Source organism: Bradyrhizobium pachyrhizi (assembly GCF_001189245.1).
Lineage (GTDB): Bacteria > Pseudomonadota > Alphaproteobacteria > Rhizobiales > Xanthobacteraceae > Bradyrhizobium > Bradyrhizobium pachyrhizi.
In genome coordinates, this window is the sequence record NZ_LFIQ01000087.1 from 1 (window position 1) to 14,917 (window position 14,917).

Genomic DNA, 14,917 nt, shown 5'->3' on the forward strand with positions numbered 1-14,917 from the left:
CAGACAAGACGGCGCCCGTCGGATGCGTACATCTGAACGGGCAGGGAGATGGTCCCTATCCCGCCATGGTGACGCAGACGTTTTCCGGCCCCTACGTCAATTTGAAGGTGCTCGGTTGGGGCAAGGACGCTTGGGACGAGGGGAGCGTGTCCGAGAAGCCCGTAGCCGCCCCTGATGGTGAGCCCGTCCGCTATTGGACCTGGCCGCCTCGCGAGTAATTCGGCGCAAGCCGAAAGCGCCTTAACGGGCAACCTCCTGGTGAAACTGGCGCAGCCTCGAGCCGCGCCTTTTTTCATTGGTGTGGCTATAGCCTGTGTTTTAGGGTGTGGCCGGATGGCATCGTTTGGGGCATGAAAGCTCGCGCGCTTTTGGCCTGGAACGTTCGCCGCCTCCGCGTGCAACGCGGGATCTCGCAAGAAAAGTTGGCTCGCATGGCCGGCATTGACCGCTCGTACCTGGGTGGTCTCGAGCGGCAGACCGAAAATCCGACGGTCGACCTTCTTGATCGCATCGCCGGGGCGCTCGGCACTCATCCGTCAGATTTGTTTGTTCGGCCGCGGAAGGGTGCGGGGCCTCCCAAGACGCTGCCTACAGGTCGTAAGCCGGCGCAGTCGACCCGCAGCCAGTTATGAAGCTGGCCGCTAATTGTGCCCGGTCGTTGCTCTCTTTAGGTGGAGGGCGAGGTGATTGGCGTGGGCATAGGCTCGAAGGCGCCTTGAAAGGGTCGTTCAGGCCTTGCGCTGGAGGTGGTCGGCAAGCTTGATGATTTCGGAGAAGTGCCGAGCGCGTTCAGCGTCCTCTCTGCGTTCGCGATGGGCGCAAAGCGAGAATACGGAGTTGTTGCCGCTTTCATTCTGCCCGCTTGAGACGGTGACAAGGGGAGGGGTCAGGTCCAAGCTGAGCTGTCCGTCCGATTTGTTGGCCATGGGCGCTATCCCGCCTGAATTAAGTTTTTCTCTCTTAGCCTCTTTACAACGACCGCCTCAAGGGTCGGGAGAGCTTCCAAAGTCTTATCGAAGCGGGGCTGAGAATGCCGGGGATCGATCGTCAAAAGTACGCCTTTTGACTTGCGGCTATCCGGGGGTACCCGGAAGAGCCGCAAATATCGGGCGGGCGCCACTCCATCATATGGAAGCACGCGAACCTTTTTCATGTCCGACTCGTCTTCGGTAATTGCATCATCGTGGAGCTTGGTTGCCAAACTCTTTCTATAGGGTTCGATGAAATAAACTTCCGAAATGCCGGCGGCGACGATGTGCCTAGCGCAGCTGTGACAAGGATAGGTCGTCACGAATAACTTGCTGCCCGCCAAAGCAATACCGTTCTTGCCAGCGTTGATGATAGCGTGCATTTCGGCATGGACTGAGCGTGAAAATTCGATGAGGTTTTTCAGCTTTCCATTTGCAAGAATTGCACTTTTTGCCTTTTCCTTGTCAGCTTCGGCAATTGTCTTGACCCCAACGAGCTCGTTGACGAGCATCTCGGCGATCAGATGCTTTTCGTCGTCGTTGTGGCATTTGCCGCCTTTGTTCCAGCAGCGCAGGTCGTGGTCGGACTTAGGGTCGCCATTGGGATCGGCAGCGTAGAGCCCACCGCCGAACTTGGGGACATCGTTCCATCCGGTCGCGATCACGTCACCCTGCGCGTCGGTGATCGCGGCGCCGACCTGACGGGATAGGCAGGCCGAGTTACCCGCGGCTGAGGCGGCAGCGTACATTGCCGTTTCCGAGTAAGTAGGCGTCATGACCTTGACGCCCAGGATGAGGTTCAGAAAGCGTTCGACCCGCGCTTTTACCTGGCTGCCGGAGTTCGAATCGACCCGGAGGAAGAAATCGGCATTCGGAAAGGTATCCCTGACGGTCTGACCGTGGGCGAACTCTTCGCCCGAATCGCGGTCGATGAGCGTGTAGATTTGCTGCAGGCTCATGCCCTTCTGCTCGAGCGACTTGGTCCTGCGCGACTGAGGGGCGTACACTCCCACCACGTAGACCATGTCTCGATAGACTAGGCGGAGCAGGTCGAGTTCCTGCTGATTCTTGATCGAATCGATGATGTGGCAAACGCGCCGCGGCTCAAATGTTTCCGGGCCGTCCTTCTTTTTGTGTTTCTGGCGATCGAGCGCAATTTCGCTGACCGCTAGCTCGGCCAACACGCCGGCGCCGTATCTTTCCCGGAGTTCGTCTCCCTTATCGATCAGGTATTTTACGCGCTTGTATTCGTCCCCGGCTGGGGCCGCTCCGCTGAGTTTTTCGATTTGACGGCTGAGTTTCAGAATCTCGGCATAGTCATACCCAAAGCTCTTCTCTAGGCACTCCTTGAACGCCTTCGCTACGTCTTGGATAGGCGATCCGATCGGGCCACAGAGGGCGATGACAAGTTCGCTTGTGTGGGTGTCTTTGATCTCCGCGATATTGTCGATATTGCTCGCGGCCGTAATTCTTGGCGCGCTGGCGCCTTTCGCTCTAACCATTGAACATAAACCTAAAATTTCATCGAGCCGTCGGTAAAGCTTTAACCTGCAAGGATTCTTGTGGTTTTGCAAGTGTTTCGGACACATTGGTCACGCCGGGGGCGTAGCATTCTCGCGCGCCTCCTTATCTGCTGAACGACAGCGCGCCTGCACGAGTGCCATCCATGCCGGCTAAGATCGTCCCGGCTCCCTCGCGCGATAAGCGCACTGTCTGAACGCACCTGATAGGAGCGCGATGAGGTATCCGAATTCCGCGCGTTGCCGCCGCACCTCGTGTCTCAACTAACCTGTGGATCGCGGAAGTCGGCCCGCAGCAAGCTCCACGGCCTTCCAGCGCTGGAATGGTGACAGATCCTTCTCTCGTTCAGCCATAAGGCCGCTAGCCCGGTCGAGGGCTGCATCTATGGCCTTACGGTCCCATTTTGTGGTGCCGGGGATGGGGCCCGGGACGATGCCTTTCGCCCGCCATTGGTCGAATGTTGCCAATGTCTTGCAGCCACAATAGGCGGCGGCCTCTTGCTTGGACAGGACGCGCGGTGGTTCGGTCATCGTTAGGTTTTAGGTTGAGGAGGCGGCATTCGCCGCGGCAACAGCCAGCGCGCGAGAGAGCGCGAGTGCTTGATCGGCCGTTACCTGAAAATGAACGCCGACTACGCTGGTGATGACGATCGTGATCTCGTCGTCGATTTGCTCGACTGCGATCGCCGTCGACTCGTCGAGTTCGATCTGCGCGATCTGTCCCGGGTAATTGTCCGGTTCCTTCGACATAGCATCACTCTCCATGCTTCCGGCCTCAGTGTATCGGAGATCCTGCTCGCTGCTACGAGAACAAAGCGCGTCAATCGGATTGCTCGATTTGGATATCGAGATATTGAGTGCCAGGCTTGCTATGCGCGCCGCGACAGGGAGGTTTTGAGCCTCTTAAAAGTCGCCCTTGCCGCGGCCCGCGCCGCTTCCGCGTCTGCCGCCGATGGCGAAGCGGGAGCGCAGATTTTCGGATTTTGCTCGCGACATTTCCGGTCCTGCATCTCGCGGACAAACCGCAGGGTCGTGAAGTCTTGGCGCCCAACCCGGAAAATTGTGAGCATCCCGCGAGCATGCTCGGCGCGCAGACTGACTTCGGTGATGATGCCACGGAAATAGAGGTCGCAAGCCTCGCGAAGGGTGATCGGTGTCTCGTCGGTCAGCTCGGGCCGAACGAAGCGGGAGGGGCCACAGCTCATTGTTTCTTCGGAGACCTCGCAAGAGCTTGTTCGGCAAGTCGGCGCAAGGCCTCGGGGCGGCTGGGAAGGTCAGATTGCGCCCGGCGCCAGGCGTCGATCTGATCAGCTAACATTGGCTGAACGCGCACCATTATCGGTTCGCCCGTGGTAGGGGCTCGTGGCTTTCGAGGTTTCGTGGTATCACCAGTTGACTTGCTCATGAAGCCATGGTATCACGAAATCAAGCCGAAGGGAAGTTCGCACCTTCCCCTCGGCTCTAACCAGCACCAAGGATCTGGACCATGGCACAGGCTAAACCGAATTCTACCACATCACGCCGTAGGCTTCTGCAAGCGCTCGCCGGCGGCGGCGCGCTGGTCGCGGGGGCCACCACTACGGCAGCTTTGGCAGCCGAACCCGATCCCATTTTCGCGGCGCTCGTGGAGCACGCGAAAGTTGATGATATCTTGGCGGGTGCGGCCGAGGCGGTTGAGGCGGCAGAGCGAGAATTGGACCGAGTTGGCGATCTTAATCCGTGCGTCATCAGCGTTGGTAATAGCGAGGAGGGGTTCCCGTCGATGACGCATGTCGAAATCGATCGGTACACGCCAGCAGACGAGTACCCCGATCGCAACCGTGATGAGCACGTCCGGTTGTCGGCCTCGTGGGCGCGCCGTGTCGCGCGGCTCGATCCTCTCAATGAGGCGTTGGCCGCCGCCGAAGCGATGGAGATGAAGGCGCGGGAGAAGGTCGATAACATCGAGCCGATCACGCTTGCGGGCGCCCTCGCTGCGCTCAAGTTCACGCGGAGGTTCACCCTCTGAACGTTCTGCGCACCCGCCGGTTCATACCTGGCGGGTCCATCTATTTTGGTTCCGCTGCCCGGATGCGTGGCTTGCACCGGCGTCAGGCTTCTCGAAGATCGGGCCGCCTACTTAGGCCACCCGCTCCGCAGCAGTTGACGGTATCCGGTATTGGCAATCCACCGCGCCCGCGCAAGATGGCTGTCATAAGCCTGTCGGGCCCGATCTGGCTCACGCGCTGGATCAATGCACAGGACGATCCGCGACACCTCGCGCCAGTCGGCGCCTTCCGCGGCGGCATCGAGCATGCGCCAATAGGTAACCACGTGAGCTTCATCGTAGGCGGTGAGTTCGGACCCGGAAGGCGGTTCGTCAGCGACGCCTAGTTGATCGGCGGGCGGCATTTGACCTCCTGGGCTTCCGGGGTGCGGAAGGTCCATCATGCGCGCCTTTATGTCGACGACGTGACCTACAGCCGGCGGTCCGTTGCCGCGGCATGCCTGTTCCGATCTTCCCGAAAAGCTACGCCGCCGGGCTCGAAATGCTTTGTCCCGGCGGCGCCCTGTTTCAATCTGGGGATCGGCAATCCCAGTCCGGACGAGATCGCAAGTGTGGCGCCCTCACTCTGCCATTCGCACAGACGAGCAAAAGTAATCGTCGCACCGCCGTCCCTCCAAGAGATGGCACCAGCCTATAGGTCGAGGTGGGCCATTGGCACGCGGTGCAGCGGATTAAGTCATTTTATGCGCTGAATTTTTTGAGTTTTATCCGCGTGTGTCATGCTTACGGGTCTTTGTGGCTTTTCCACCACTCGGCAACGGCCTTGATCGAGTCTTTTACCGGCGCACCGCCTGCGAGCACCCCAGAAATCGTCGCCGCCAGGGTCGGTTCGACGTGCAGAAGTGAGGCGCAAATCGCTGTGGCCGATACGAATACACCCATCTTAAAAGTGCCGTTCAACGTCCTAAATCCCTCAGTCAGGATCGCCTCGTGATTTTTGTCGAACCACGAGCGAACGTAGCTGCCCAATGATCTGGCGGCCTGTTCGGCGGCCTCCGGCGGGGCCTGTCCGCCTGCCACCTCGACCGTGGTGCTCCTGACCTTGTCGAGTTTCTCCTCGAGTTCATCAAGCTCGCGGAGATCTTGATTATCGTTGATGCGCAATTGGCGCTGCCGATCCGCTTCGTTCCGAACCAGAAGCAAGAGAGCGTCGACCTGTAATAGGACGACGGCGCCGATTGCCGTGCGGTTGGGCCGCCCTTCGGAGCCTGGGCCGCCAGTCACAACAGCGCTGGGCAAGTCATTGGAAATGGCCGGTCTGATCTCACCTGCGACGCCACCGCCCTGAACGCCTTTGGGGCCCGCATTTGTTTGGGGCAGTGGATCCGTATCCCGCTCAAACGTGACGGCTCGGCCGATCATGAACTGGTCTAGGTCGCGTTGGTGCTCATCATTGAGATCTTGCAGGCGCTGACGTCCCGACGGAGTTAAATCGCCGACCAGGACGTGATCGACTTCTCCTGTCCGACTAGATTTGTGTGGTTTCGGACCGCTGTAGAGGCCCTCTTCGTACATGGAGGCGAGGTGATCCAACGTGTCTTGATGGTCAATGCCGTCGATGTGGATTGGCGCGGCAGCCCTGCTGCGCTTGGCCTCGATGGCGAGGAGAATGCGCCGATCGACATTCTTGTCACGGCGCATGGTACCCCCCAATTTCGCCACCTCCGGTCGCTTCAATATGGCATCCCGGCACGAGCCAGAACAGACCCGGCACACCAGTTTCAGAATTGCCACGGTTTGGCAGATTCAGAACTGTACAGGAAACGGCGCGAGGGCGGTTGCCTAAGTGCTTGAGGCGCTGTATTGATCCGCCCGCGTCGGGGCCACGTGGCGGAGTGGTTACGCAACGGTCTGCAAAACCGTGTACACCAGTTCAATTCTGGTCGTGGCCTCCACTCATCTCATCAATGGCTTGCAGCCAATCAATGAGAAGCCGCATTAGCTCGCGGCGTACCAACCTTCAGGAAACGGAATCAGCGGCCACGGCGCCTGGTTGTCATTGGCCGCGCGCGGTGGCGGCTGAATGCGGGGCGAGGGCTGAGCCACGAAATCCTCCTGAGCAATGGGCGCGATCGCCGTTCGCACGGCGTCCAGCAGCAGATCAAATTCGACTTCGCTCATCGCGCTCTCCGAGGTTCGAGAGCGCCATGGTCGCAAAACTGTCTTCGGTCCGGATTGAGCGATTCGTTCGAATTTTATGAAAAGAACGATGGCGCCCGTGTTGGTTAACAAATCGTTGGTGACCCTTCGGGAACCTAGGTCGGCGTGGCCGCACCTCATGTGAGACAGATCACATCTTGCGAAAAACTCCGCCCGGAATTCCCGGCAATCCTCATAGCCGTCAAATATCGCAGAAGTTTTAGGGAGCCGTGACAATGAGGCCGTGCATCGCGGGATACTTGTTGATCGCATGCCACCTCGATCCTCGGCTTTTGCTGACATGGTCTCACCAGTGGGCACTGTTGGGTGCTGCGGGCAGCTCCCGGACAGCGCAAATCGCCTACGCCCGCTGTCTATCGCCTCGAGCCGGAGGAAATTCCCGACGTCTGCGCGCCGTTACGTCAGTCCGGTGAGGTCGTGCGGCAGCATGGTCTTGAACTGCGTCAGCGCCTGCCGCGCCTTCCTCGGTGGCAGCATGATCGCGTGACGCACGGCGGCTGCGATCAGCGTCATGATCAGTGCTGAAAAGGTGGCGAAGGCGGCAGTCGGCATGCCGGGCGCAATCCGCCTGACCGCGTCGGACAGCAGGCCGGAGAGCACGGCCATGTCGTCCGCATCGAGCTTCTGCAGGGCGCGGTCGGCTTGCGTCGCCTGCCAGATGTCGCGCATGACAGGCTCGCGCATGAACATCTCGTAGTAGCTGTCGACGATCCGGCAAAGCGCCGGGTGCAGGTCGCGCGCGGTCGTCACCGTGGCCAGATCGCGCCTGACGCAATCGCGCCCGACCGCGTTATGGCGTTCGGCCAGGGTGCCGATGATCGCGGCCTTGTCCGGGAAATATTGATAGAGCGAGCCGAATGCGACGCCGCTGCGCGCGACGACGTCGCTCATGCGGAAGGCCTCGCTGCCCTTTTCCGCCATGATCTCGGTCGCGCAGGCAAGGATGCGCTCGAAGCGCTCGCGGCTGCGCTGCTGGGTCGGGGCAAGCCGCGCCAGCCCGGGGAGGGGGACTTCCACGGCCGCGGCCTTTCGTCTCGACATCTCTCGCTTCCCTGCGATCGGGGTTGACGGCCCTAATACGAGAGTTTATCGCATTTCACAAATACGAGTATATCTCGCATTTGGAGGCGGAACGATGCGCCAGATCCTGACCTCGGCCTTGCTGTGGTTTTCCGCGCTCGGTTGCGGCCTGCTCGCCGGGCTCTATTTCGCGTTCTCGGCTTTCGTCATGACCGCGCTCGGCCGCATCGATCAGGCCGCCGGCATCTCGGCAATGAACGCGATCAATGCCGATATCGTCCGCTCGCCGTTCATGCCGGTGTTCCTCGGCACCACGCTGTCCTGCGCTGTGCTGGTCGTGCTCGGCGGGCTCAGATGGCAGGAGCCGGGCGCGATTGCGATGATTTGCGGCGGCGCCCTCTACGTGGTCGGCATGTTCGTCGTCACGGTCGCCTTCAATGTGCCGCTGAACGATCAGCTTGCGGCCTCTGACCCTGCGGGCACGTCGGCGGCATCTGTCTGGGCGCGCTATCTGACCGACTGGACCTTCTGGAACCACGTGCGGACCATCTCCTCGCTGGCCGCGACCGCGCTGTTCATCGTTGCCATCGGCGGGCGATAGCCTGCCGGCTTGCGCGGCGAAGCCGGGCGGTGGTGCCCGAGACCAGAATCGCAGCCGCGGCGCGATCGCGGCGCTGGCGGTGTTTCAGGTGCCCGCAAGGGCGGCGGCCGGGCACGCACCGCGCGGAGGAATGGTTAAACCCTTGTAACGCAGAGATTTACGGTCCCCGGTAAAGTTTCGCCGGAGGGGCGATTTGGTTCTTTGCAAGGCCGAAAGGCTTTGTTATACGCTGCCCGCTCGCGAACAGATGTTCGCCTATTCCTCGGTAGCTCAGCGGTAGAGCATTCGACTGTTAATCGAATGGTCGCTGGTTCGAATCCAGCCCGGGGAGCCAGTTTGGTCTGGCCCCATCGATCCCCCAAATCGCCAATCACAAGCCCGTGGTCCGCAGCGGACAGGCCGAAAACGTCGTCAAATCGACTCAATAACGTTCAACACTCGCTTCCGTCGGGTCTTGAGAGGTGATTTTGATGACCATTAACTTGATCGACCTGTCGATGCCGCAGCCGACGCTCGTTCCGAATGACGCGCCTGACATCAGTGACGATGAATGCGTCCGCCGACTCGCGAAGGCCGTCGAGGAGCATGATTCCGAGCATCTCGACGAAGTGGCCCGCCTGATCGGCCGGCTTGCCGTCACGATCGAATAGACGGCGCCACGAGCCTGTTCTGGGAGCGCGATCGCCCGCCAACGGCGTGTTGCGTTTTGGCGGAGCTTGTTCCAAAAGATGGCCCTGTTCTAGCTTCTCCAGCGGCAATGCCGCGACTTGCAGGGTCTCCGCCAATGACCGGTTTTTCGACCGCGCGCCAGTATATGGTCGATGGTCAGGTGCGTCCGAGCGACGTGACCGATGATCGTATTCTCGATGCCATGCTGACCGTGCCGCGCGAGATATTCGTGCCGGCAAGCAAGCAGGCGCTGGCGTATCTCGACCTCGACCTCGATGTCGCCGAGGGCGGTGCGACGAGGCGCTGCCTGATCACGCCGGCGCTGCTCGCCCGGATGCTCCAGGCCGCCGAGATCAAGGCCACCGACCGCGTCCTCGTGGTCGGCTGCGCGACCGGTTACGCCGCCGCCGTCCTGGCGCGCTTTGCCGCAGACGTCTGCGCGACCGAAAGCGATCCGGCGCTTGCCGCAAGGGCGACCACGGCGTTCGCCGAGCTCGGGATCCAGAATATCACCGTCAAAACGGCCGCAGCCGCCGACGGCGATGCCGCGGGCGCCCCGTTTGACGTCATTATCCTCAATGGTGCCACGGAGATCGTCCCGACCGGGCTGTTCGGCCAGCTCAAGGAGGGGGGCAGGCTGGTCGGGGTGTTCGGTCTGTTGCCGCCGCCGCGCGCCACCCTGGTGACGCGCTCCCACGGGGATTTCGGCCATCGCGAGCTGTTCGACGCCTCGGCCCCCGTTTTACCCGGATTCGAGCGAGTTCCCGCCTTCGTCTTCTGACCCTCTCCTGCGGCGCAGGGCTGATAAAATCCCGTTCCGAATCAGAAGTGTGGCCCGTTTGCCCCATGTGAAGAGTTTCGACCGTGTTCCGTTGCGGGGTAGTTCCGTTGGGCCTAGCTGCGGACTAAGGTGAGGCGGGACTCACTTCGACTGAAGCGACCGCCGGACTGATTTGCGTGTGGGAGACGGCGACTACAATGATTGGATTTCCGGGGATGCGTGGGGTGAAGGTTGTCACCGCGGCTGCGACTGCCGTCCTTCTGTTGGCGGAGATGGGCCCTGTGCCCGCACTCGCCGATACAATCGAGGCCGCGCTGGTGCGGTCCTACCAAAACAATCCCCAGCTGAACGCGCAACGCGCGCAGGTGCGGTCAACGGACGAGAACGTTCCGCAGGCACTGTCGGGCTACCGCCCGAAAGTCGCACTGACGGCAAGCGCGGGGTACCAATACACCGATACGCTGACGACACAGGGCGGCGACGCGAACAATCTTGTCCGCACCCAAATCCATGGCGCCAACGCGCCGCGCAGCGCAGGCCTCACGGTCAACCAATCGCTGTTCAACGCGCAGACCGCGCCCAGGGTGCGCGCGGCGGAAAGCCAGGTCTCGGCGGCGCGCGAGGGCCTGCGTGTGCTCGAGCAGACCGTGATCCTGAGCGCGGCCACGATCTACATGGACTATCTCCGCGACTCCGCCATCGTCGAAGTTCAGCGCAGCAACACGCGCGTGCTGGAACAGACGCTGAAGCAGACCCAGGACCGCTTCAATGTCGGCGAAGTGACGCGGACCGACGTCGCGCAATCCGAAGCGCAGCTCGCGGCAGGTAAAACCCAGCAGCTCACCGCCGAATCGAACCTGACGACGACGCGTTCGAATTTCCGCCGCATCATCGGCAACGAGCCGCAGAACCTCGCGCCGGGCTCGCCGGTTGACCGGTTCCTGCCAACGACGCTTGCGGCTGCCGTTGATCTCAGCCTGACCCAGAATCCGAACGTCACCTCGGCGATGTACGGCGTCGACGTCAACTTCCTGCAGGTCAAGGTCAGCGAGGGAGCGCTGTTCCCGTCGGTCAACCTGCAAACGTCGGTGCAGCAGCAGTACGAGCAGACCCTGATCAGCCAGCGCGCGTTCAGCGCGGGAACGGCGGTCCAGCTGTCGGTGCCGCTCTACCAGGGCGGTGCGGAATATTCGCTGATCCGCCAGTCGAAGGAATCGCTGGCGCAGCAGCGCCTCGTGCTCGAACAGACCCGCGATCAGGCGCGCGCCAACGTCGTCACCGCGTGGGGCCAGCTGGTCGCCGGTAAGTCGCAGGTGGCATCGGCGCAGGCGCAGGTGACCGCGTCGGAGATCGCCCTGAACGGCGTGCGCGAAGAGGCCAAGGCCGGTCAGCGCACCACGCTCGACGTGCTCAACGCGCAGCAGGCGCTCGTCAACGCGCGCAACGCGCTGGTTACCGCGCAGCACGACCGCGTCGTCGCGTCCTATAACGTGTTGAGCGCAGTTGGTCGCTTGTCACCGCAGGTGCTTGGCCTTTCGACCAACGTCTACGATCCGAGCGTGCATTACCAGCAGGTTCGTGACAACTGGGCCGGCGTACGCACGCCCGACGGCCGCTAAACACCTTCGCATCATCATCGCTTGTCGCGTCATGTTTGTGGTTCTGAGTTAATCAGGACCACAAACAGGCGCGTTTGCTTGCATTCGATAATTGGCCTGACATACCGTTTTGTCGGGCAGCAAGGCGATTCGCGGCGCGCCGGCGTAGCGTGATGACAGGTGCGACGCCACCTGTGATCACGCTGCATTGGGCGACACGAAGCTTGCACAAAGCCTCGGGCGGGCTTGATCTGGGGACAAGTCGGGCGGGAGCAATGAAAATCTCCGCCCACATCATCGGAACCGGCGAATCCTCTCGGGCTTGATGTAAAATCGTTTCGATGTGGAGTCGGAGATGACGCAACCTGCGAAGGTCCAAGAGCCCTCGATGGAGGAGATCCTGGCGTCGATCCGTCGCATCATTGCCGACGACGAGGCGAAGCCGGCCGCGGCCGAGAAGCCTGCGGCCGCCGCTGCAGCGCCGGCGCCGAAGGTCGAGCCAGCACCAGCAACCAAGCCCGCGATGAAGAGCCCGCCGCCCGCAGCGCCACCGGCCGCGAAGGCCGCCGCGCCCGCGCCGAAATCACCGCCGCCTGCGCCTGCACCGGCGGCCAGCAACAGTCAGGACGACATCGACTCGCTGCTCGCCAGCCTCGACGAGGCGACGCCCGCAGCCGAGATCAGGCCGTCGCCGCAGCCCGCAGCCCAGCCCGAAGCCGACGTGTTCGAACTCACCGACGAGATGGCGCTGCCGGACCCGGCCGCCGCGCCGTCGTTCCGCAAGGTCGAGCCGCAGGACGACCTCGAGTTCACGGAAGCGCGGAGCCGGGCGCCGGAACCGGCCCGGGAGCCGCCGGCGATCGAGACCGCGCCCATGCAGCAGATCATCTCGGGAACCACGATGCGGGCCGTCGAGTCGGCCTTCAACTCGCTGGCCAACACGGTGTTGAGCAACAATGCGCGGACGCTCGAGGATCTGGTCAAGGAGATGCTGCGGCCGATGCTGAAGTCCTGGCTGGACGACAATCTGCCCGGGCTGGTCGAGCGGATCGTCAAGGCCGAGATCGAGCGGGTATCCCGCGGGCGCTAGCTCCGCCGCGGGCGCCAGTCCGCGCGGCGCTAGTAACGCAGCCGGCGCGAGGCTGGCTTCCGCCGTTGGGCCTAGCGGCCCTCAATCAGCTCCCCAAATGCCCTAAACGTCGATTTGACGTACCGGTCCGGTTGACTTGGTGCGCTCCGGCGGCTTTCTAACGCTTTCCATGGTCCACAGCGCATTGTCATGATCGAGAAAAACTACCAGCCCGCCGATATCGAGCACCGGATGGCCCGGATCTGGGAGGAGAGCGGTGCGTTCAAGGCCGGCCGGCCTGAACGCAAGGACGCCGCGCCTTTCACCATTGTGATTCCGCCGCCGAACGTGACCGGCTCGCTGCACATGGGCCACGCGCTCAACAACACGCTGCAGGACATCCTGTGCCGCTTCGAGCGGATGCGCGGCCGCGACGTGCTGTGGCAGCCCGGCACCGATCACGCCGGCATCGCCACCCAGATGGTGGTCGAGCGTCAGCTGATGGAACGGCAGGAGCCGGGCCGGCGCGACATGGGCCGCGCCAAGTTCCTCGAGCGGGTCTGGCAGTGGAAGGCCGAGAGCGGCGGCACAATCGTCAACCAGCTCAAGCGCCTCGGGGCGTCCTGCGACTGGTCGCGCGAGCGCTTCACCATGGACGAGGGCCTGTCGCGCGCCGTCGTCAAGGTGTTCGTCGAGCTGCATCGCGATGGCCTGATCTACAAGGACAAGCGCCTGGTCAATTGGGACCCGAAGCTGCTCACCGCGATCTCCGATCTCGAGGTGCAGCAGGTCGAGGTCAGGGGCCATCTCTGGTATCTGCGCTATCCGATCGAGGGCCGCAGCTTCAGCCCCGAGGATCCGAAATCGTTCATCGTGGTCGCGACGACGCGCCCCGAGACGATGCTCGGCGACACCGCCGTCGCGGTGCATCCGGACGACGAGCGCTACGCCGATCTGGTCGGCCAGCACGTCATCCTGCCGCTGGTCGGCCGCAGGATTCCGATCGTCGCCGACGACTATTCCGATCCGGAGAAGGGCTCGGGCGCGGTCAAGGTGACGCCGGCGCACGACTTCAACGACTTCGAGATCGGCAAGCGTCACGGCCTGCCGCAGATCAGCGTGCTCGACCAGGAAGGCAGCCTCAGCCTGGTGGGCAACGAGGACTATCTGCGCGGCCTGCCGATGGGCGCCGACGAGTTCGCCGCCGAGTTTGACAAGATCGAGCGCTTCGCGGCGCGCAAGAAGATCGTCGCGAGGCTGGAGGAGTTCGGCTTCCTCGAGCGGATCGAGCCCAACACCCACATGGTGCCGCATGGCGACCGCTCCGGCGTCGTGATCGAGCCGTATCTGACCGACCAGTGGTATGTCGACGCCAAGACGCTGGCGCAGCCGGCGATTGCGGCGGTGCGCTCGGGCGAAACCACGTTCGTGCCGAAGAACTGGGAAAAGACCTATTTCGAGTGGATGGAGAACATCCAGCCCTGGTGCATCTCGCGCCAGCTCTGGTGGGGCCATCAGATTCCGGCGTGGTACGGACCCGACGGCAAGGTGTTCGTCGCCGAGACCGAGGAAGAGGCGGTCGGCCACGCGCTCGGCTATTACGTCGAGCAGGAAGTCATCACGCCGGAGCAGGGCCACGACATGGCGGTCGACCCCGCCAAGCGCGAGGGCTTCATCACGCGCGACGAGGACGTGCTCGACACCTGGTTCTCGTCGGCCCTGTGGCCGTTCTCGACGCTGGGCTGGCCGGACGACACGCCGGAGGTCGCACGCTACTACCCGACCAACACGTTGGTTACCGGCTTCGACATCATCTTCTTCTGGGTCGCCCGCATGATGATGATGGGCCTCCATTTCATGAAGGAGGCGCCGTTCTCGACCGTCTACATCCACCGTCTCGTCCGCGACGAGAAGGGCGCCAAGATGTCGAAGTCGAAGGGCAACGTCATCGACCCGCTCGGCGTGATCGACGAATACGGCGCTGACGCGCTGCGCTTCGCGCTGACCCGCGAGGCGGCGCAAGGCCATGACATCCGCCTGTCGCCGCATCTGGTCGAGACCAACCGCAATTTCGCGACCAAGTTCTGGAACGCCTGCCGCTTCGCCGAGATGAACGAGTGCGTCAAGCCGGACGGTTTCGATCCGAAGGGCGCGAAGGAGACGTTGAACCGCTGGATCGCGCACGAAACCTCGCGCGTCACCCGCGAGGTCACCGAGACGATCGAGGATCATCGCTTCAACGATGCCGCGGGTGCGATCTACCGCTTCGTCTGGAACGTGTTCTGCGACTGGTATCTTGAACTCGCGAAACCCGTGCTGATGGGCGAGGAGGGCGCGGCCAAGGCCGAGACCCGCGCCATGATCGCCTGGACCCGCGACGAGATCCTCAAGCTGCTGCATCCGTTCATGCCCTTCATCACGGAGGAGCTGTGGGCGGTGACCGCAAAGCGTGACGGCCTGTTGGTGTTGGCGTCCTGGCCGCGC

The 14,917-nt window shown here is 62.4% G+C and carries 17 protein-coding genes and 2 tRNA genes; 11 read left to right on the forward strand and 8 right to left on the reverse strand.

Features of this window, described 5'->3' with window-relative positions; translation table 11 throughout:
• Both AKL29_RS44005 and AKL29_RS19985 read left to right on the forward strand, forming a co-directional pair.
• A partial coding sequence (locus AKL29_RS44005; protein ID WP_210168330.1) for a hypothetical protein occupies positions 1-218 on the forward strand: 218 nt, incomplete at its 5' end.
• Positions 219-350: 132 nt separating this feature from the next.
• On the forward strand, positions 351-632 hold the full coding sequence (locus AKL29_RS19985) for a helix-turn-helix domain-containing protein (protein ID WP_050385324.1): 282 nt from the start codon (positions 351-353) through the stop codon (positions 630-632).
• A 96-nt stretch (positions 633-728) separates the two neighbouring features.
• On the opposite strand, the gene AKL29_RS19990 is transcribed toward AKL29_RS19985, so the two are convergent.
• The 4 genes from AKL29_RS19990 to AKL29_RS20005 all read right to left on the reverse strand — a co-directional run bounded on the left by AKL29_RS19990 (position 729) and on the right by AKL29_RS20005 (position 3,693).
• Positions 729-926 carry a hypothetical protein gene (locus AKL29_RS19990; protein WP_050385325.1) on the reverse strand — a complete coding sequence of 66 codons (198 nt, stop codon included), beginning with the start codon at positions 924-926 and terminating at the stop codon, positions 729-731.
• Positions 927-931: 5 nt separating this feature from the next.
• Positions 932-2,470 (reverse strand): anti-phage dCTP deaminase, encoded by a 1,539-nt coding sequence (locus AKL29_RS19995; protein ID WP_050385326.1) that lies wholly within the window; start codon positions 2,468-2,470, stop codon positions 932-934.
• Positions 2,471-3,028: 558 nt separating this feature from the next.
• Complete coding sequence (locus tag AKL29_RS20000; RefSeq protein WP_050385368.1) at positions 3,029-3,238, reverse strand: hypothetical protein; 210 nt, start codon at positions 3,236-3,238, stop codon at positions 3,029-3,031.
• Positions 3,239-3,357: 119 nt separating this feature from the next.
• Positions 3,358-3,693, reverse strand: a complete 336-nt coding sequence (locus tag AKL29_RS20005) for a hypothetical protein (RefSeq protein WP_050385327.1) — start codon at positions 3,691-3,693, stop codon at positions 3,358-3,360.
• Positions 3,694-3,974: 281 nt separating this feature from the next.
• Here AKL29_RS20005 and AKL29_RS20010 point away from each other — a divergent pair, with 281 nt between their 5' ends.
• Positions 3,975-4,496 (forward strand): hypothetical protein, encoded by a 522-nt coding sequence (locus tag AKL29_RS20010; protein ID WP_050385328.1) that lies wholly within the window; start codon positions 3,975-3,977, stop codon positions 4,494-4,496.
• A 107-nt stretch (positions 4,497-4,603) separates the two neighbouring features.
• On the opposite strand, the gene AKL29_RS40850 is transcribed toward AKL29_RS20010, so the two are convergent.
• Together AKL29_RS40850 and AKL29_RS20020 are read right to left on the reverse strand one after the other, a co-directional pair.
• Complete coding sequence (locus AKL29_RS40850; protein WP_082190637.1) at positions 4,604-4,879, reverse strand: DNA -binding domain-containing protein; 276 nt, start codon at positions 4,877-4,879, stop codon at positions 4,604-4,606.
• A 379-nt stretch (positions 4,880-5,258) separates the two neighbouring features.
• Positions 5,259-6,176, reverse strand: a complete 918-nt coding sequence (locus AKL29_RS20020; protein WP_050385330.1) for a hypothetical protein — start codon at positions 6,174-6,176, stop codon at positions 5,259-5,261.
• A gap of 180 nt (positions 6,177-6,356) precedes the next feature.
• Here AKL29_RS20020 and AKL29_RS20025 point away from each other — a divergent pair.
• Positions 6,357-6,430: transfer RNA gene (locus tag AKL29_RS20025), tRNA-Cys, on the forward strand.
• A 43-nt stretch (positions 6,431-6,473) separates the two neighbouring features.
• Here the strand turns inward: AKL29_RS20025 and AKL29_RS20030 are convergent.
• Together AKL29_RS20030 and AKL29_RS20035 are read right to left on the reverse strand one after the other, a co-directional pair.
• Positions 6,474-6,656, reverse strand: coding sequence for a hypothetical protein (locus AKL29_RS20030; RefSeq protein WP_024584196.1), 183 nt, complete (start codon positions 6,654-6,656; stop codon positions 6,474-6,476).
• A gap of 435 nt (positions 6,657-7,091) precedes the next feature.
• Entirely contained in the window at positions 7,092-7,736 is a 645-nt protein-coding gene (locus AKL29_RS20035) for a TetR/AcrR family transcriptional regulator (protein WP_050385331.1), read from the reverse strand.
• Between the two features lie 94 nt (positions 7,737-7,830).
• On the opposite strand from AKL29_RS20035, the gene AKL29_RS20040 reads away from it, so the two are divergent.
• The 7 genes from AKL29_RS20040 to AKL29_RS20070 all read left to right on the forward strand — a co-directional run.
• On the forward strand, positions 7,831-8,316 hold the full coding sequence (locus AKL29_RS20040) for an anthrone oxygenase family protein (protein ID WP_050385332.1): 486 nt from the start codon (positions 7,831-7,833) through the stop codon (positions 8,314-8,316).
• Positions 8,317-8,575: 259 nt separating this feature from the next.
• Positions 8,576-8,650, forward strand: a tRNA-Asn gene (locus AKL29_RS20045).
• Between the two features lie 136 nt (positions 8,651-8,786).
• Positions 8,787-8,966 carry a hypothetical protein gene (locus tag AKL29_RS20050; protein ID WP_028331942.1) on the forward strand — a complete coding sequence of 60 codons (180 nt, stop codon included), beginning with the start codon at positions 8,787-8,789 and terminating at the stop codon, positions 8,964-8,966.
• A gap of 134 nt (positions 8,967-9,100) precedes the next feature.
• Positions 9,101-9,766, forward strand: coding sequence for a protein-L-isoaspartate O-methyltransferase family protein (locus AKL29_RS20055; RefSeq protein ID WP_050385333.1), 666 nt, complete (start codon positions 9,101-9,103; stop codon positions 9,764-9,766).
• A gap of 215 nt (positions 9,767-9,981) precedes the next feature.
• Positions 9,982-11,385 (forward strand): TolC family outer membrane protein, encoded by a 1,404-nt coding sequence (locus AKL29_RS20060; RefSeq protein ID WP_050385334.1) that lies wholly within the window; start codon positions 9,982-9,984, stop codon positions 11,383-11,385.
• Between the two features lie 334 nt (positions 11,386-11,719).
• A complete protein-coding gene (locus AKL29_RS20065; RefSeq protein ID WP_050385335.1) occupies positions 11,720-12,454 on the forward strand; it encodes a PopZ family protein in 735 nt (244 codons plus the stop codon).
• A 189-nt stretch (positions 12,455-12,643) separates the two neighbouring features.
• The coding region (locus AKL29_RS20070; protein ID WP_244482216.1) for a valine--tRNA ligase at positions 12,644-14,917 on the forward strand (2,274 nt) is incomplete at its 3' end.